This is a genomic window from Enterococcus sp. DA9 (assembly GCF_008000875.1).
GTDB lineage: Bacteria > Bacillota > Bacilli > Lactobacillales > Enterococcaceae > Enterococcus_B > Enterococcus_B lactis.
Map to the genome: position 1 here is coordinate 567,501 of NZ_CP042839.1, position 19,109 is coordinate 586,609.

Annotated in this window: 12 protein-coding genes, 1 tRNA gene and 2 rRNA genes (1 of these 15 only partly in view); all 15 read right to left on the bottom strand. The window is 41.7% G+C overall.

Annotated elements, in window-relative coordinates; all coding sequences use genetic code 11:
• Positions 1–1,318: ribosomal RNA gene (locus FTX43_RS03605) — 23S ribosomal RNA — on the bottom strand (it extends 1,597 nt beyond the left edge of the window).
• A 177-nt stretch (positions 1,319–1,495) separates the two neighbouring features.
• Positions 1,496–1,568, bottom strand: a tRNA-Ala gene (locus FTX43_RS03610).
• Between the two features lie 76 nt (positions 1,569–1,644).
• Positions 1,645–3,204, bottom strand: a 16S ribosomal RNA gene (locus tag FTX43_RS03615).
• The 16S and 23S rRNA genes sit together here with 1 tRNA gene alongside, the layout of an rRNA operon.
• A gap of 680 nt (positions 3,205–3,884) precedes the next feature.
• On the bottom strand, positions 3,885–5,381 hold the full coding sequence (lysS, locus tag FTX43_RS03620) for a lysine--tRNA ligase (RefSeq protein WP_002310399.1): 1,497 nt from the start codon (positions 5,379–5,381) through the stop codon (positions 3,885–3,887).
• Between the two features lie 110 nt (positions 5,382–5,491).
• A complete protein-coding gene (gene dusB / locus FTX43_RS03625) occupies positions 5,492–6,496 on the bottom strand; it encodes a tRNA dihydrouridine synthase DusB (protein WP_002310400.1) in 1,005 nt (334 codons plus the stop codon).
• Positions 6,497–7,384 (bottom strand): Hsp33 family molecular chaperone HslO, encoded by an 888-nt coding sequence (gene hslO / locus FTX43_RS03630; protein ID WP_002310401.1) that lies wholly within the window; start codon positions 7,382–7,384, stop codon positions 6,497–6,499.
• A 216-nt stretch (positions 7,385–7,600) separates the two neighbouring features.
• Positions 7,601–9,712 (bottom strand): ATP-dependent zinc metalloprotease FtsH, encoded by a 2,112-nt coding sequence (ftsH, locus tag FTX43_RS03635; RefSeq protein ID WP_002310402.1) that lies wholly within the window; start codon positions 9,710–9,712, stop codon positions 7,601–7,603.
• 89 nt (positions 9,713–9,801) lie between these two features.
• Positions 9,802–10,347 carry a hypoxanthine phosphoribosyltransferase gene (gene hpt / locus FTX43_RS03640; RefSeq protein WP_002310403.1) on the bottom strand — a complete coding sequence of 182 codons (546 nt, stop codon included), beginning with the start codon at positions 10,345–10,347 and terminating at the stop codon, positions 9,802–9,804.
• A complete protein-coding gene (gene tilS / locus FTX43_RS03645) occupies positions 10,347–11,792 on the bottom strand; it encodes a tRNA lysidine(34) synthetase TilS (protein WP_002314340.1) in 1,446 nt (481 codons plus the stop codon). Before tilS ends, hpt begins: the two co-directional genes overlap by 1 nt.
• 119 nt (positions 11,793–11,911) lie before the next feature.
• On the bottom strand, positions 11,912–12,382 hold the full coding sequence (locus tag FTX43_RS03650; protein WP_002290937.1) for a S1 domain-containing RNA-binding protein: 471 nt from the start codon (positions 12,380–12,382) through the stop codon (positions 11,912–11,914).
• A 45-nt stretch (positions 12,383–12,427) separates the two neighbouring features.
• On the bottom strand, positions 12,428–12,853 hold the full coding sequence (locus tag FTX43_RS03655; protein WP_002287409.1) for a septum formation initiator family protein: 426 nt from the start codon (positions 12,851–12,853) through the stop codon (positions 12,428–12,430).
• A gap of 67 nt (positions 12,854–12,920) precedes the next feature.
• Positions 12,921–13,190: an RNA-binding S4 domain-containing protein gene (locus tag FTX43_RS03660; RefSeq protein ID WP_002287407.1), complete on the bottom strand. Its 270-nt coding sequence runs from the start codon at positions 13,188–13,190 to the stop codon at positions 12,921–12,923.
• A gap of 10 nt (positions 13,191–13,200) precedes the next feature.
• A complete protein-coding gene (locus tag FTX43_RS03665; RefSeq protein ID WP_002310406.1) occupies positions 13,201–14,796 on the bottom strand; it encodes a polysaccharide biosynthesis protein in 1,596 nt (531 codons plus the stop codon).
• Between the two features lie 14 nt (positions 14,797–14,810).
• Positions 14,811–18,332 carry a transcription-repair coupling factor gene (gene mfd, locus FTX43_RS03670; RefSeq protein WP_147606748.1) on the bottom strand — a complete coding sequence of 1,174 codons (3,522 nt, stop codon included), beginning with the start codon at positions 18,330–18,332 and terminating at the stop codon, positions 14,811–14,813.
• A gap of 16 nt (positions 18,333–18,348) precedes the next feature.
• Positions 18,349–18,909, bottom strand: coding sequence for an aminoacyl-tRNA hydrolase (pth, locus tag FTX43_RS03675; RefSeq protein ID WP_002310408.1), 561 nt, complete (start codon positions 18,907–18,909; stop codon positions 18,349–18,351).
• Between the last annotated feature and the right edge of the window lie 200 nt (positions 18,910–19,109).

The following is a 19,109-nucleotide window of genomic DNA, read 5'->3' on the forward strand; positions in this document are numbered from 1 at the left end:
CACCTGTCTTTCGCTACTCATACCGGCATTCTCACTTCTAAGCGCTCCAGCAGTCCTCACGATCTGCCTTCGACGCCCTTAGAACGCTCTCCTACCAATACACCTAAAGGTGTACTCCACAGCTTCGGTAATATGTTTAGCCCCGGTACATTTTCGGCGCAGGGTCACTCGACTAGTGAGCTATTACGCACTCTTTAAATGGTGGCTGCTTCTAAGCCAACATCCTAGTTGTCTGTGCAACCCCACATCCTTTTCCACTTAACATATATTTTGGGACCTTAGCTGGTGGTCTGGGCTGTTTCCCTTTCGACTATGGATCTTATCACTCACAGTCTGACTCCCGGATATGAATGAATGGCATTCGGAGTTTATCTGAATTCGGTAACCCGAGATGGGCCCCTAGTCCAAACAGTGCTCTACCTCCATCATTCTCAATTCCGAGGCTAGCCCTAAAGCTATTTCGGAGAGAACCAGCTATCTCCAAGTTCGTTTGGAATTTCTCCGCTACCCACACCTCATCCCCGCACTTTTCAACGTACGTGGGTTCGGTCCTCCAGTGCGTTTTACCGCACCTTCAACCTGGACATGGGTAGATCACATGGTTTCGGGTCTACGACTACATACTCAAACGCCCTATTCAGACTCGCTTTCGCTGCGGCTCCGTCTCTTCAACTTAACCTCGCATGCAATCGTAACTCGCCGGTTCATTCTACAAAAGGCACGCCATCACCCATTAACGGGCTTTGACTTGTTGTAGGCACACGGTTTCAGGTTCTATTTCACTCCCCTTCCGGGGTGCTTTTCACCTTTCCCTCACGGTACTGGTTCACTATCGGTCACTAGGGAGTATTTAGCCTTGGGAGATGGTCCTCCCGGATTCCGACGGAATTTCTCGTGTTCCGCCGTACTCAGGATCCTCCTAGGTGTCTTCCACATTTCGTCTACGGGGTTTTTACCCTCTTTGACTGACTTTTCCAAGTCATTCGACTATCTGAAAGAACGACCATATTGGAGTCCTACAACCCCAACAAGCAAGCTTGTTGGTTTGGGCTTTTCCCGTTTCGCTCGCCGCTACTCAGGGAATCGAATTTTCTTTCTCTTCCTGCAGGTACTTAGATGTTTCAGTTCTCTGCGTCTACCTCGAATGTGCTATGTATTCACACAATCGTAACATCCTATTAAAGATGCTGGGTTCCCCCATTCGGAAATCTCTGGATCATAGCTTACGTACAGCTCCCCAAAGCATATCGGTGTTAGTCCCGTCCTTCATCGGCTCCTAGTGCCAAGGCATCCACCGTGCGCCCTTATTCACTTAACCTTATCAACCTTACGGTTGGGTTTTGATCCTTCTTCTAGCGATAGAAGTTAGATCAAGAAAATAAGCAATTGAACTTATTAAAAAACTCATTCAACGCGGTGTTCTCGGTTTGTATTACTTACATTTACTTCAAATATCCAGTTTTCAATGAACAAATTTAACAACTAATGTTGTTAATGGAGCCTAGCGGGATCGAACCGCTGACCTCCTGCGTGCAAAGCAGGCGCTCTCCCAGCTGAGCTAAGGCCCCGTTTTAAATTGAGAGTAAACCTCTCAAAACTGAACAAAGTAAAAACAAATTGTGTAGTCTCCGTAATATTCCTTAGAAAGGAGGTGATCCAGCCGCACCTTCCGATACGGCTACCTTGTTACGACTTCACCCCAATCATCTATCCCACCTTAGGCGGCTGGCTCCAAAAGGTTACCTCACCGACTTCGGGTGTTACAAACTCTCGTGGTGTGACGGGCGGTGTGTACAAGGCCCGGGAACGTATTCACCGCGGCGTGCTGATCCGCGATTACTAGCGATTCCGGCTTCATGCAGGCGAGTTGCAGCCTGCAATCCGAACTGAGAGAAGCTTTAAGAGATTAGCTTAGCCTCGCGACTTCGCAACTCGTTGTACTTCCCATTGTAGCACGTGTGTAGCCCAGGTCATAAGGGGCATGATGATTTGACGTCATCCCCACCTTCCTCCGGTTTGTCACCGGCAGTCTTGCTAGAGTGCCCAACTGAATGATGGCAACTAACAATAAGGGTTGCGCTCGTTGCGGGACTTAACCCAACATCTCACGACACGAGCTGACGACAACCATGCACCACCTGTCACTTTGCCCCCGAAGGGGAAGCTCTATCTCTAGAGTGGTCAAAGGATGTCAAGACCTGGTAAGGTTCTTCGCGTTGCTTCGAATTAAACCACATGCTCCACCGCTTGTGCGGGCCCCCGTCAATTCCTTTGAGTTTCAACCTTGCGGTCGTACTCCCCAGGCGGAGTGCTTAATGCGTTAGCTGCAGCACTGAAGGGCGGAAACCCTCCAACACTTAGCACTCATCGTTTACGGCGTGGACTACCAGGGTATCTAATCCTGTTTGCTCCCCACGCTTTCGAGCCTCAGCGTCAGTTACAGACCAGAGAGCCGCCTTCGCCACTGGTGTTCCTCCATATATCTACGCATTTCACCGCTACACATGGAATTCCACTCTCCTCTTCTGCACTCAAGTCTCCCAGTTTCCAATGACCCTCCCCGGTTGAGCCGGGGGCTTTCACATCAGACTTAAGAAACCGCCTGCGCTCGCTTTACGCCCAATAAATCCGGACAACGCTTGCCACCTACGTATTACCGCGGCTGCTGGCACGTAGTTAGCCGTGGCTTTCTGGTTAGATACCGTCAAGGGATGAACAGTTACTCTCATCCTTGTTCTTCTCTAACAACAGAGTTTTACGATCCGAAAACCTTCTTCACTCACGCGGCGTTGCTCGGTCAGACTTTCGTCCATTGCCGAAGATTCCCTACTGCTGCCTCCCGTAGGAGTTTGGGCCGTGTCTCAGTCCCAATGTGGCCGATCACCCTCTCAGGTCGGCTATGCATCGTGGCCTTGGTGAGCCGTTACCTCACCAACTAGCTAATGCACCGCGGGTCCATCCATCAGCGACACCCGAAAGCGCCTTTCAAATCAAAACCATGCGGTTTCGATTGTTATACGGTATTAGCACCTGTTTCCAAGTGTTATCCCCTTCTGATGGGCAGGTTACCCACGTGTTACTCACCCGTTCGCCACTCTTCTTTTTCCGGTGGAGCAAGCTCCGGTGGAAAAAGAAGCGTACGACTTGCATGTATTAGGCACGCCGCCAGCGTTCGTCCTGAGCCAGGATCAAACTCTCATAAAAAGTTCGAACAATCTTGCGATTGTTAAGCTCAATTTGTTTGCTAGCATATTGCTTGCTTGTTAAAAATGTTTGTTGTCTTGAATTGAATCAAGACGCCCTACACATTTGGTTTGTCTTACTTTGTTCAGTTTTCAAAGGTCTACTTCATCGGAAATGTTTTTCCGATTTGTTTTGGCTGCCGTAGCAACTTTTATATCATACCAGAGCGGCAAGTGATTGTCAACTCTTTTTTAAAAGCTTTTTTCGATTTCGTTTTTTGAAATCTTTCAGCAACTCATTTATCATAACTCATCGTTTGTTATTTGTCAACAACTTTTTTGAAGTTTTTTTCGATAGAATCAAGCTTCGCAAGCTGTTCTTTTTTAACGACTCAGTTATCTTATCATGCCGTTAGCAACATGTCAACAACTTTTTTGTTATGTTTTTGAAGAAATATTTCCTTCTGTCTTTTGGACAAGTAATAATATACCAACTAAATTTATCTTGGTCAACGAATTTTTTGTATTTTTTCAAGTTTTTTTCAATAAGCGATTATTCATTACTTTTCTTTCTTTATCGTTCGCTTTCGGCTCCATTAATGTCTGCAATATTTGATAACAGCTTTTGAACATTCGTTATTGTTTGTTGCTTTCTACATAGCAAAAGCTGCCTAAGGAGTCCCCTAGACAGCTTTTATTTGATTATCTCATTGTTGGGAATAGTAGAACGTCCCGAATGGATTGAGCGTCAGTTAGCAGCATCACTAATCTGTCAATCCCGATACCTAGACCACCTGTTGGCGGCATACCGTATTCTAATGCTTCCAAGAAGTCTTCGTCTACACCGTGAGCTTCATCGTTCCCTAGTTCACGTTCTTTTTCTTGTGCTTCAAATCGTTCTCTTTGATCAATTGGATCGTTTAGTTCTGTAAAGGCATTAGCAAATTCGCGTCCTACGATAAACAGTTCGAATCGGTCTGTGAATCGAGGATCTTCTGGATTTTTCTTCGCTAAAGGCGAAACTTCGACTGGATGTCCGTAAACAAATGTCGGTTGTGTCAACGTTTCTTCAACAAACGTTTCAAAGAATTCATTGATAACATGTCCGACTCCCATCGCTTCTGTTACTTCTACGTTATGCTTTTCAGCTAAGGCTAATGCTTCTTCCAATGTCATTTCTTTCCAGAAATCTACACCAGTTTGTTCTTTGATCGCATCTACCATATGGATACGTTTAAAGTCGCTTTCTAAGTCAACAGCTTGTCCATCATATGTGATTTTCGCTGTCCCTAGTACTTTTTCAGCTGCGTTACGGATAATACCTTCTGTCAGATTCATTACATCATTGAAATCAGTATATGCTGTGTATGCTTCTAACATCGTAAATTCTGGATTATGCGTAGTGTCAATCCCTTCATTACGGAAAACACGACCGATTTCATAAACTTTTTCCATTCCGCCGACAATTAGTCGTTTCAAATGAAGTTCCAACGCAATACGCAAATATAAATCAATATCCAGTGCATTATGGTGTGTGATGAATGGACGAGCAGCGGCTCCACCTGCCTCATTATGCAATACTGGCGTTTCTACTTCAATATAGCCATTGCCATCTAAATAACGACGGATCTCGCTGATAATTTGGCTTCGTTTCATAAATCGGTCAAAGCTTTCGCGATTACTGATCAAATCCAAGTAGCGTTGTCTGTAGCGTTGTTCAATATTCGTCAAGCCATGGTATTTATCTGGCAGTGGACGAAGTGCTTTTGACAAAATCGTGATTTCTGAAGCTTTGATAGAAACTTCGCCTGTGTCTGTTTTCATGATTTGTCCAGTTACACCAAAGAAATCTCCAAGGTCTGCATGTTTAAATACTTCATAGGCTTCATCACCTACTTGGTCTTTTCTTACATAAATTTGAATTTGGCCTTCTCGATCTTGTAGATGCGCAAATCCAGCTTTTCCTTTTCCTCGGCGAGTCATCATACGACCAGCTACACTAGCGGTCAATCCCATCTCTGCTAGTTCTTCTTTTGTTCTTGGATCAAATAGTTCATGCAATTCTTCTGAGTTATGTGTGCGTTCAAATCTTTTTCCAAATGGATCGATTCCATCTTCACGCAATTGTTCCATTTTTTGACGACGTACAAGCATTTGATCATTTAAATCTTCTACTTGATGTTGTTGTTCCTGTGTCACAAAAGTTCCTCCATTCTCATGTTAATCTCTTTCCTATAATGCCAATGAAACACAAAAAAAGCAAGCCGAACTTGGAATTTCAGCTTGAAAATTCACGAAAAACTTAGAAATCACAACGTTTGTTTCAATAGTACTTTTTCTGCTTTTTCTACAAATTGATCCAGCAGACCATTGATTTCTTGCTGATTTTCTGTCTGATTGATTGCTACTTTCACTTTTGCTGCTCGAGGAATCCCTTTTAAATAATAAGCCGCATGTGTTCTGAATTCTCTACATGCTACTTTTTCTCCTTTAAGATCTGCTAAGCGTTGTAAATGAAGTTTAGCTGTAGCAATCTTTTCGGCTGGTGTTGGCTCAGGAATCAGTTCTCCTGTTTCTAGATAATGCTGTGTACGATGAATCATCCATGGGTTTCCCAAAGCTGCCCGGCCAATCATCACACCGTCTGCACCAACATAATCAAGCATCCGTTTTGCATCTTCGGGTGTTTTGACATCCCCGTTCCCCATAAATGGGATGGTGAGATGTTTTTTTACTTCTTTTAATATTTCCCAATCTGCTTTTCCCTCATACATCTGAACCCGTGTACGCCCGTGCATAGCGATGGCACTTGCTCCAGCTGATTGTGCTGCTAATGCATTTTCTACAGCAAAGACGTGTTCTTCATCCCAACCGATACGCATCTTGACCGTTACAGGGATATCCACTGCTGAAGAAACAGCTTGGACCATTTCGTATACTTTCTCAGGATCTAAAAGCCACTTTGCCCCTGCTTCTGCTTTGATCACTTTGTTTACTGGACAGCCCATATTGATGTCTATTATATCTGCAGCTGTGTTTTCTTCGACAAATTGAGCAGCTTCAACTAGGCTGTCTTTGTTCCCGCCAAATATCTGTAAACTTAATGGATGTTCTGTTTCTTCAATGTGGAGCATCTCTAAAGTTTTTTTGTTTCTGAAATGGATACCTTGGTCACTGATCATTTCACATACGACTAAGCCTGCACCAAATTCTTTGACAGTGACTCGAAATGCTGAATTTGTTATTCCAGCCATCGGCGCAACAACGACACGATTAGGGATTTCAACATTGCCGATTTTCCATTTGTGTTCCACTTAAATTCCTCCTAAGGCTTCTTTCTTCAATCCAGCTAATTCTTCTTCACTATACTTGTATTTATTGTTACAGAAAGAGCATACCGCTTCTGCTCCATGATCTTCATCTATCATTGCTTGGATTTCTTCTGCACCTAGCGCAATAATTGCTTCTGCAAATTTTTCTTTCGAACAGTCACATTTGAATTGAACAGGCATTTTTTCTAAAACGTTCAGCTCTTCTGTATCAAGCAATCCCTTCAATATTTCTTCTGGTGTCTGTCCTTCATCTAAGAGAGTAGAGATTCTTGGTGTTGTTTTTAATTGTTCCTCAATCTTGCTGATTGTTTCTTCATCGGCACCTGGCATGATTTGAATCATGAATCCACCTGCTGTCTTGATACTGTCATCAGTATTGACCAGTACACTTAGTCCAACAGCTGAAGGAATTTGTTCTGAGATAGCGAGATAGTAAGTAAAATCTTCAGCGATTTCTCCAGAAACAATTGGCGTTTGTCCAGAAAAAGGCTCTTTTAATCCTAAATCTTTTGTGACAGTAAACATCCCTTGTGTCCCAACTGCTCCTCGCACATCGATTTTACCTTCACTATTCAAAGGAAGGCTGAGATGCGGATTTTTGATGTAGCCTTTCACATCTCCCTTCCCATTTGCATCTACTACGATTCCTGCTGCTGGACCATCGCCTTGGATTCGAACAGTTAGTTTATCTTCTCCTTTAAGTGTTGCACCAAGCAGCAGACTGCCCACTAATGTTCGTCCTAAAGCAGCTGAGGACGTATGCCAAGTATCATGACGTCTTTGTGCCTCCGCTACGGTATTTGTTGCTTGAACGGCGTATGCTCGTACGAATCCGTCGTGAGCAAGTGCCTTAACCAGATAATCTTTCATTTGTTATGTACTCCTTTTTCCGTTTTTAAACTCATAGTGAATCATACTAGCAACTCCTGCTTTTTTCAACTTTGGAATGCTTCTTTTAAAAATAATTCAGAATCATCTAGATAACAGGACATCATCCTATTTACATCTTAAATAAAGAAATCTCCCGAAAACCTGTTTTTGTTCCGGTTTTCGGGAGTCCTATCAGATCAATTGACCTATATTTTTTTATTTGTATTGATCGTCTGAATGATTATCTTCTGATCGTTGAGAATCTGAATCATGTTCTGCTTTATTTTCCTCATGCAGCTCATGTTTTGCTTCTTCAAAATCACGTTTTTCTTCTGCTTGTTTTTCAGCGTCTTTTTCTTCCAAAGCACGTTTTGCTTCTTCAAAAGTTTTCGCTTCTTTTTCGCTTGGATAATCATTTGACTCAGTACCTTCAGGCATCACACCGTGTTCGAATAACGATTTGATTGCTTTGGCATCCAATGTTTCGAATTCCAGAAGTTTTTCAGCAATCAATTTATGCTGCGCACGATGAGCTTCGATGATTTCATGAGCTTTGGCATGAGCTTCCATCAAAATCTTGCGTACTTCTTGATCAATTTCGAAAGCAACTTGTTCAGAGTAAGCTTTTGTTTGACCGTAGTCGCGGCCAACGAACACTTGATGATTTCCTTCATATTGAACGGGACCTAAACGATCGCTCATTCCATATTCTGTTACCATGCTTCGTGCTAAAGCTGTCGCTTGTTCAAAGTCATTGGAAGCCCCAGTTGATTGGACATTGAAGATGATTTCTTCAGCTGTACGTCCACCAAGCAAGCCTACGATTTGTTCAAACATATCTTCTTTTGTCATCAAGAACTGATCTTCTTTTGGTAAAGCGATCATATATCCACCGGCGCGTCCGCGAGGGATAATCGTTACTTTGTGGACGACCCGAGCGCGACTTAACACTAATCCTACAATCGTATGACCAGCTTCGTGATAAGCAACCATTTCGCGTTCTTTTTTGCTGATTACACGATCTTTTTTAGCTGGGCCTGCAATCACGCGATCTTCCGCTTCATCGATATCAGAAGCATCGATTTTCTTTTTATTTCTTCTAGCAGCTACTAGCGCCGCTTCATTCAAGACGTTTTCCAAATCTGCTCCGGCAAACCCTGGAGTCTGTTGAGCAACAACTTTCAAGTCAACATCATCGGCCATCGGTTTATTCCGTGCATGGACGCGCAAGATTGCTTCACGTCCTTTTACATCTGGACGGCCAACTAAAATTTGACGGTCAAAACGGCCGGGACGTAGTAACGCTGGATCTAGTACGTCAGAACGGTTAGTTGCAGCAATGACGATTACTCCTTCATTTCCGTCGAAACCATCCATTTCTACAAGCAATTGGTTCAATGTTTGTTCGCGTTCATCATGTCCGCCGCCCATACCGGCACCACGTTGACGACCTACCGCATCAATTTCATCGATGAAAATGATAGCCGGAGCGTTTTTCTTCGCTGTTTCAAACAAATCACGAACACGGCTTGCTCCGACGCCGACAAACATTTCTACGAAATCAGAACCTGAGATCGAATAAAATGGTACGCCAGCTTCTCCGGCAACAGCTTTTGCTAACAAGGTTTTACCTGTTCCTGGAGGTCCTTCTAAAAGTACACCTGCCGGGATACGGGCACCTAATTCAACAAATCGGCGAGGATCTTTCAGAAATTCAACAACTTCAACTAGTTCTTGTTTTTCTTCTTCCGCACCCGCTACATCAGAAAAACGTACGCGATTAGCTTTTTTGTCTGCTTCTTTGGCTTTTGATTTACCAAAGTTCATGACACGGCCGCCACCGCCACCACCGCCGCCTTGTTGTCCCATCATCATGTAGAAGAAAAAGATGATGATCACGATCGGCAAGAAGCTAAGCAATAACGAAACCCATACGCCGCTGCTTGATTCTTCTTTTACTGTTGTAGCAACTTTGTTTTCTTTTGCCAGTTCTGTTACTTGGCTCAATGTTGTATCATTTGGCAAAATGATTGTTGTGAAATGGGTAGTAGTCGTATCTGTTGAACCCAAGATAGCTAACCCGCCGCTGTTAGCGACTGTCTGCTGTTCCTTGTATTCACCAGTGATCTTATATACACCATTTGCAGGCTGCACTTCAAACTCTTTGATTTTGCCTGCTTGTAGTTGTTCTGTGAATTTTGAGTACTCGATATCTGACGATCGCTGGCCGTTATTACCAAAAATGAAATAAACGACCATTACCATCGCTAAGATTACGAGGACATAATACAAGGCATTTTTCATCATGCCATTGTTCTTTTTGTTCATAGTTGCCCTCCCTAAGCGTCAATTTAATTTAACAGTTTTTTATCAATCCTGACCATTCTATTGTACCATAATTTAATTGAGATACAGCATTAATTTGATTGATAAACAGTAGGTTTCAATACACCGATGTACGGAAGGTTACGATATGCTTCTGCATAATCCAAGCCATAACCGACAACAAATTCATTTGGTACGTTGAACCCAACATAATCTGCTTCGATGTTTACTACTCTTCCTTCGGGTTTGTCAAGCAGTGTAACGATTTTGACTGATTTTGCTTTGCGGTATTTGAAAAGATCCACTAAATAAGCAAGTGTTCTTCCGCTGTCAATGATATCTTCAACGATCAACAGATCGCGACCTTCTACATTTGTATCCAAGTCTTTGACGATTTTTACTTCCCCTGACGAGACTGTTGCATTCCCGTAGCTTGAAACATCCATGAAATCCAATTCCAAATACGTATCGATAGAACGAACGATATCTGCCATGAATGGTACCGCTCCTTTTAAGACACCTACTACTAGGGGATTGGTGTTTTGGTAAATTTCTGTTAACTCTTTGCCTAGTTCTTTGCAACGAACTTGTATCTCTTCTTGTGAGATCAAAATTCTCTCAATATCCTTTTCCAACATCAGGTTCTCCTTCCAATTGCTTCTTTTTGATATTTGTAAAGAAGTATGTAGTGTATTTTATCAGTTTCTTCACGAATACTCAAATATGAAAAGGCAAAAGGTATCAGGCTATATATATTTCTTTTGGCATCTGTAATGATCCAAGCATGCTGCCTTTGTGAATTAGGTACTTTCTGATCGATAAAATATCTAGATACTTTTTTTGTAAGTTTCTCCGTTAATTGAATACGGTCTCCTGCTTTTCTTTTTTCGACATATAGTTGCACATCGGCGGGAACCCAAATGTCATGAGAAAACAGAGACCATGAATCTGTTGTTTTGATGTCCTCTGAATGTTCAGGTTTGACCAGACCAATCCATTCTGTTTCGTTCAACTGTATCCCTTGTTCTGGAATAAGCAACAAGCGCTGATCTTCTGTCTGAGCAGTGGCTTGTTTTTCTTTTTTAGCGAGTATAACAAAATGATACTCTCTTTTCAGTACCCAGTTGTTGCCGATGCTAAGCTGCCATTGACTTTTTTTCTGTTGCCACTGATCTAAAATCGATGTCATTTGCTGCTCTTTCAAAATGACCCCTGTTTCTGAGAATACTTTGTCGAAGAAGGAGTGGAAAAAATAGTATCGTTCCGCTTCTTCCATTTTTTCTATCATTTCTGCTGAAAATTGAAATCGATCCTTTAACTGTTCGACTTCCTTTTCGATTAACTGCCCCATACATTTTTGAATGACTTGGTCTGCCCATTGAATCTGTTGCGAAAACTGTTGAAAATGTCTCATCACCTGGGTGTTTTCTTGTTTTAATTGAGGAACAACCAAATGGCGAAGCCGATTTCTTTGGACATCTAATAATTGGTTCGTCTGATCCTCAAAGTAAACAAGCTGTGATTCTGCTGCATAAGCATATAATTCTTCTTTACTGAAACTCAGCAATGGACGAACAAGTCTGCCCGTAGCAAATGGTTGTACTCCTTTGATTCCAGAAAAAGTACTTAACTGTCCTCCACGAATGATTTTCATCAACACCGTCTCGATTTGATCATCTCCATGATGAGCAGTCATCAACGTATCATATTGTCCTTCTTCCATCACTCGAGTGAATGCTTGATAACGAAAGTTACGAGCTGCTGTTTCTATGGCCGTTTTGGCCGGATTTTCCCAAACACTTACATATAAAGGTAGATTCTTCTTTTCACAATATGAGCGAAGATAAGCAGCTTCTTCTGCTGATTCTTCTCTCAATTGGTGATTGATATGGACGACGCCCAAAGAAAAACCGATTTGGCGTTGCGCTTGCAAAAGCAAATGGAGCAAAACCATCGAATCAACCCCACCTGATACCGCTGCTAAAATCCTTGATTCTTTTTGCCAGAATCCTTGTTCATTTCCGTGCCGAATAAATGACTGCTGCAATAGCGGTACTTTTTTACCGTCTTTTTCAACGTTCATTCTTTCCACACCCTTTCTTCCTAAAAAAAGAGAGCGGGAAAACGTCTAAAACGACAATTAACCTGCCCTCTGTTGATACTTTGACTAAAATAGTCGCATCATCATTATTTTCAGCTTTATTAGCTGCGGCGTCCGCCACGGCCACCGCGTTTTCCTTCTGTGTTTCGCTTCAATGAAGATAAGCGGTCATCGCTATCTTTCAAAAATGAACTCATCAATGAATCGAAGTCTTCTTTTTGAGCTGAAGGCTGACTGCGAGAAAAAGATTTTTTCTGTGCTGGACGATTGCGGTTGTCACGGGAATCTTTTTGTTGAAATTTTTTAGGACGGCTTTCTTCTCCAGATTCTACAGGTTGTTCCTGCGCTTTGCGGATAGATAGTCCGATTTTCCCATCATCATTTACTGAAATAACTTTGACTGTTACTTCATCTCCTACACTTAAAACATCATGGATGTCTTTTACATATCCATTTGACACTTCGCTAATATGAACTAGACCCGTTTTTCCAGCACCTAGATCAATAAACGCACCAAAATTTGTAATTCCTGATACTTTTCCTTGCAGTTTTGCTCCTACCTCGATTGACATAAAAAAAATGTTCCTCCTAATTATTTCCCTTTTTTATATTCCTGCTTATTTTGCAGTTGTAGAACTAGTTGATTGATCTGTTTCATTTGTCGAGCTGTCTGTGTTTGATTCTAATATAGGATAAACTTTTTCACCGTCTTTTGAGTAAAAGAATTTGCTTCTGGCAAGTTTAGCTACATATTCATCATCTTTCAGCAATGAAACATCTTGGTGCAGCTGATCAACGTCTGCGTTGACTTCTTTCATTTCAGTATTTGCTTCGACTCTCAATTCGTTCAATTGATGCATCCTTTGCATATCATGGAAAATCTGCACACCTATTATCGCGAAAATGACCAAAGCACCAACAAAAATTGCAGCCAGTCTGCGTCTTCGAAAAATCAGTTGTCGTTGTTGTTGCTGAAATTCAGCATACTTTTTCTTTGCATATTCCGTATCTAGCGCAGCGATTTTATTGCTTTTTTTCGTCACTTGGATTCGCTCCAATCTTTTTTGATTGTCTTTCTCATTATACCAATATCATGAAAGCTTGTCTAATCTATTTCTCTAGTGTTTCTGTGCGATTTTCAGAAATAATTTCGTACATTTTTTGTGCATCTTCTTTTTTGGTCGATTCATGTAATTCCGTAATTTTTACTTCCAACGTTTTATTGCCGAACTGGACTTTCAAAATGTCGCCTACTTTGACGTCACTGGAAGATTTCGCCAATTTTCCGTTGATTTGGATCCTTCCTTTATCAGCCACTTCTTTTGCTACTGATCGTCTTTTGATGATTCGGGATATTTTTAAAAATTTGTCTAATCGCATATCTTATTCCTCACTTTTTGATTTTTTTGTTTAATCGTAGAATTTTCTTACCAAATGGCAACATGAGCCACTCTCTTACTGTAAACAGACGGAGACGAATCACTGCATAAATGAACACAGATGCGCCAATCCCAACGCCTATCACACTGACAAAAAAAGCAGTGGAACGATGAGTTACAGGACCAAACACTATATTCAACACACCATAATACAGAAGCAGGACTGCTGTCATACAAAGAAGGCTGATAATCAACTTCCGCCCAAAATGTCGTTCTTTCCAAAAAGCATTTAGCTCTTTTGTTTCGATTCGGACAAAATACCAAAGCGTCACACCTAATCCTAAAAGGGTAGACAGGCTTGCTCCGGCTGTTCCTAATAAACCAGTTAGAAAAGAAGTAGTCAATCCTTTTACCAAGAGCCCCCATCCTGCTCCTTTTAAAGAAGGGCGAAAAGAGTTCTTGCTTTGAGCAATACTTTGATAGGCTTGGATGACTGCAGTAAAAGCAATGGAAAAAACAAACAATACAAGCGCTGCATTTCCTGCATAATCTTTAAACAACGCATAATTGATATAAGGAAGCAGTAAGGCTAATCCCAAAGATGCAGCTAATGCCAAAGCGGTCGTCAATCTAAGATAGATTTTGGCTGTCTGTAAAAACTGACGATAGATCCGGTTGGTCAAATGACGGGTCAATGCAGGCAGAAATGTCGCACTTAATGCGGTGGCGATCACTAAACCTAATTGAACCAAAGGCTGCCCTCGATCATAGACCCCTTTTGCTATCTTCGCACCATATTCCGATAGACCGTAAACTTCCAAAGCATTTTTTACAAAGAAAGAGTCGATCAGCTGAAAAAAGATGAGTAATCCGCTATAAATCGAAACCAGACCGCCTTCTACTAGAAAGCGCCGGATCAAAGATTTTGGTGGCTGTTTGAATAATGGGAACCGGCGGAAGCTTAATACTCCTCCATGAATCTTTTGTTCATAGTAGTGAAGGATCCCATATGCGCATAACCCGCCAAAAACGGCTCCACTCATCGCTGCCGTCCCCGTTTGGTACACCGTCCATCCGAGCTTTCTAAAAGCAAACGCACTACAGACGATTACAGAAACACGAACGAGCTGTTCAACAACTTGAGAAACTGCCGTTGGTTCCATCAAAAATCTTCCTTGAAAATTCCCTCGATAAAAAGATAAACCAGGCATCAGCAAAAAGGTAAAAGAAACTACTTGGATCAGTGGTTTCAATTGTATATCCCCCATCATCCAAGCAATCCAACTGCTAAATGAAAAGACAAACAACCACAGAAAGACGCCTGTCCAAAACACCAAGGGATAAAGACTTTGCAAAGCTTGCTTTCGCTCGAAAGGATTCTTTCTTTCTGCAACGTACTTTGATATGAACTGCGGAAGACCTGATAAAGCTAAAGTCATTGCTATCCCATAAATTGGATAAACTTGCTGATAAACATAAAAACCTTCGTCGCCGACTAAGTTTTGGAGAGGAATTCGGTAAAGGGCACTTAATACTTTTGCTATGAAAGAAGCAATCGTCAGTACAAATGCTCCTTGCATGACGCGCCGCATTTCTTTATGATCCAAATCGTTGCTCCTTCCTACGCTGACAGATATTTTTGCTCACGCAATGCTTTGACAAACTTTTGGATTTCCTGAAGCCACACTGCTTCTTCCATTTGGTTTGGAATCGTCAAGCGTATTACCATCTGTTCTTTTTCAACGCCTAGACTGGCTTTTAGTTTCGTCGCCGTTAGTGCTTCGAATAATTGTTCCACGCTGTAGCGTTTCGTTCCAACTTTGCTTAGAGTAAAGACGATATGCGGCTCCTGTTTCCTTATCGTTTCCAAGAGCGCTCGATCGCCATCCATTTTAATCTGTCCGATTGTCAGGAGGTGTGCTACTTCTTCTGGGTATTCTCCAAAACGGTCGAGCAGATCATCTTCCAGTTCATCTAGCATTTCTTGCGAATCAAGTTCACGAATTCGTTTATAGATCTCGATTTTCTGCCGCTGATCTGCCACGTATGTTTCAGGTAGATACGCGTCAACACCGAGGTCGATCTCAACAGTGGTCTTCTCCACTTGACTATTCTTTCCTTGTTTACGAGACACTGCTTCTCTCAGCATTTGAGAATACATATCAAAACCGACTGCATCAATAAATCCATGTTGCTGAGCACCTAAGAGATTACCTGCACCGCGAATGGAAAGATCACGCATCGCAATTTTGAATCCAGATCCCAGTTCTGTAAAATCTTTGATTGCCTGAAGACGCTTTTCACTGACTTCATTAAGGATCTTCTGCTGCTCATACATAAAATAAGCATATGCGACGCGGCTACTTCTTCCTACCCGTCCGCGTAATTGATATAACGTGGATAAACCCATATAATCAGCGTTCTCAACAAACAATGTATTTGCGTTCGGGATATCCACTCCTGTTTCAATGATGGTCGTAGTGACAAGAACATCATACTGACCTTCAATAAATTCAAAGAGCGTATTTTCTAATTGCGCCTCTGTCATTTGTCCATGAGCATAGCCGATCCGCGCTTCCGGAACGAGTTCTTGGATTTCTTCTACTTTTTGTTCGATCGTTTCTACTCGATTATATAAATAGAATACTTGTCCACCTCGTCCCACTTCTCGATGGATTGCTTCGCGGATAGCCCCAGGATTTTTTTCCATAACATATGTTTGGATCGGATAACGATTCGCAGGCGGTGTTTCGATTACTGAAAGATCCCGCACGCCTAGCATCGACATATGCAAAGTTCTCGGAATCGGTGTTGCTGTCAGAGTCAAAACATCCACTTGTGCACGTAACTGTTTCAATCGTTCTTTATGTTTTACACCAAAACGTTGTTCTTCGTCAATAATCAATAAACCCAAATCGCTAAATTCAATATCTTTTGACAAGATTCGATGGGTTCCCACAACAATATCAACTTGACCTGTGCGCAGTTGTTCGATGGTTTCTTTTTGTTGCTTTCTTGTTCTGAAACGACTTAATAGCCCGATATTTACGGGGAAACCTTCAAATCTTTCCAGCATCGTTTCATAGTGCTGCTGTGCCAAGATCGTTGTTGGAACTAAAAAGGCTACTTGTTTGCTTTCCTTTATCGCTTTAAAGGCCGCTCGAAGCGCTACTTCTGTTTTCCCATAACCAACATCACCTACGAGTAGTCGATCCATTGGTTTTTCTTTTTCCATATCCCGCTTGATCTCCGCTGCACTTCTCAACTGGTCGTCTGTTTCAGAATAAGGGAAAGCATTTTCGAATTCTTTTTGGTAGGCGTCATCAGGACCAAAAGCATATCCTTTTTCTGATTCTCTTGCTGCGTATAATTTGATTAAATCGTCAGCGATATCTTCGATTTTCGAAGATACTTTTCGTTTAGTTTTCGTCCATTCACTTCCGCCTAGCTTATTGATGCGAGGTGCTTTGGCTTCCGAGGCGACATATTTTTGGATCAGATTCAGTTGAGTAACAGGAATAAACAGTTTGTCGTCGTTTTGATACAAAATAGTCATATAGTCTTGGTGAACGCCATCTACTTCTAGCGTTTCCATCCCAATGTATTTCCCGATACCATGATTGGCATGGACAACGTAATCTCCTGCTTTTAACTCATTGTAGCTTTTCAATCGCTCTGCGTTTGTTACTGTTTGACGTCTCGTTTGTTTTTTCGTCGTTTTTTGGAAAATTTCTTTTTCTGTGATAGCTACTATTTTTTCTTGAGGAAGTTCAAAACCGGCCTGCAAAGCTCCTTCAACTAATTGTACCTGTCCTCTGATCAATGCATTTTTTTCTGTTTCTACTACTAATATATCTTCATCTCGAAGCATTTGTTCTGCTTTACGTATTCTGTCCTTTGTCGGAATAAAGATCACAACAGTCTGTTTTTGCTTGCGCCAACGATCCATTTCTGTTTTCAGCAATGGCATTTGTCCGAAGAACTGTTGCATCGTCCGATATTGAAAATTATGGATTGCTTGGAAACGAAGATTTCCCATCCCTTTTTGGAAGAGTGAGAAAAAGGTTGTAGTAAATTTTTCCTTTTGAACGATTCTTTGTACATCTGCTGAAAATGACTGCTCAGAAAAAACCCGCAATTCGCTGATTTTTTGAGTATGCCATTCTGCCGCTTCCCTTTCGATTTCCCGATTTGTTTCCATGATCCGCTGGTAATCATCAACGACTAGTAGACTATTTGAAGGAAAATAATCCAAGATTGTTACAAATTCTTGGTAAAGAAGATCTGAGTAGAATTTTGCTTCTTCTGTCGGGATACCTGCTTGCCAGCTTGAAGTCATCTGACCGAAGTAATCTTGTAAAAACTCGCGGTCTGCTTCTTCTGTGGTCGCAGCAAGCCGTTTTTCTAGCATTTTTTGCATTTGCTCTATTCCATGTTCCAGATCCTCTGGTCCATAGACTTGTTCACTCGTTGGAGAAACCCAGATTTCTTCCGTTTTTTCGATTGAACGTTGTGTTTCTGCTTCAAAATACCGCATAGAATCTATCTCTACATCAAATAATTCTACACGAATAGGATAGTTTGTTGTTAATGGGTAAATATCGACGATGCTTCCTCGAATACTGAATTCTCCGGGTTTTGCGACCATTTCTTCTCGTACATAGCCCATCAAAGTCAATTGGCGAGGAAGATTTTCCACATCTATCTCATCACCAACATGCCAATTCAATTGCGCCTGTAGCCAAGTTTTCTTATTCGGCAGTCGCTTGTGCAAAGCTGCGACTGGCAACAAATAGATACCTGCTTTTTTTTCTTGAAGTGCGTTGAGCGTTGCGACTCTCTCGCCTCGCGCTTCTGGAGAAGAAAAGGCCATTTCAGCAGAAAGCACTTCATCCACTGGAAATAAATGGATCTGATCCTGCGGAATCACATGTTGCAGATCTTCTGCTAACTGATTGGCATAATACAAATTTGGCATCAGAATGATCATATTTTTATTTGTTTTCTTAAATGCTCGAGCAAATAGAAGCGTCTTCGCTGAGCCAGCTAATCCTGTGATTAGTTGTCTAGGCATTTTTTCTTCTAAATTGCTGATCCATTCTTTTACTTGCGGATCTTTTCCGACTAATTGAATGATATCCATTCCTTTTCCTCCTTTCTCAATTGAATTGATTCATCGCATCCACGAACGAATGCCCTTCTATGAGATATTCGACTGCTTTAACAGATTGAAATATGCTTTCTTCTATCAAAGGCTGGTTTTCTTTGCTGAAAGGACTAAGCACATGTTGGACCACTGTTTTTTTTCCTTCTGGTCTGCCGATTCCCACCTTGATTCGATCAAAGACATTCGTATTCAAATGGGAAATGATACTTTTGATACCATTATGCCCGCCGGCACTCCCTTTTTGACGGAGTCGGATCTTTCCTACTGCCAGATCCAAATCATCGTAGATGACGACTAATTCTTCTGGATAAATCCCAAAATAAGTCATTAACGGCCCGACTGCACGACCAGATTCATTCATAAATGTCTGTGGTTTGACTAGAAGGATCTTTTCTCCATTATGAAAAAATTCGGCAACTTCTGCTTCGAATGGATTTTTTTTGAAAGCAGCTTGATGTTCGCGTGCAATTTGATCCACGACCATAAAGCCGATATTGTGTTTAGTATATTGGTATTTGGTACCTGGGTTTCCTAACCCGACAATCATTTTCATTTTTGTTTTTCCACCTAATTCTAAAAACAGCACAAAAGGCTGGACTGCTAATTAGCGGTCCAGTCCATCGAGCTTTTTTTCTTTTTTATACTGTCAATGTATAGTATAACACAAAACAAAGCGTTTCGGCTAAAAGAGAATCGTTAATAAATGATAAAGAAATTAAAAATTTCTTCAAAGTTTAATGAAATAATTGAATT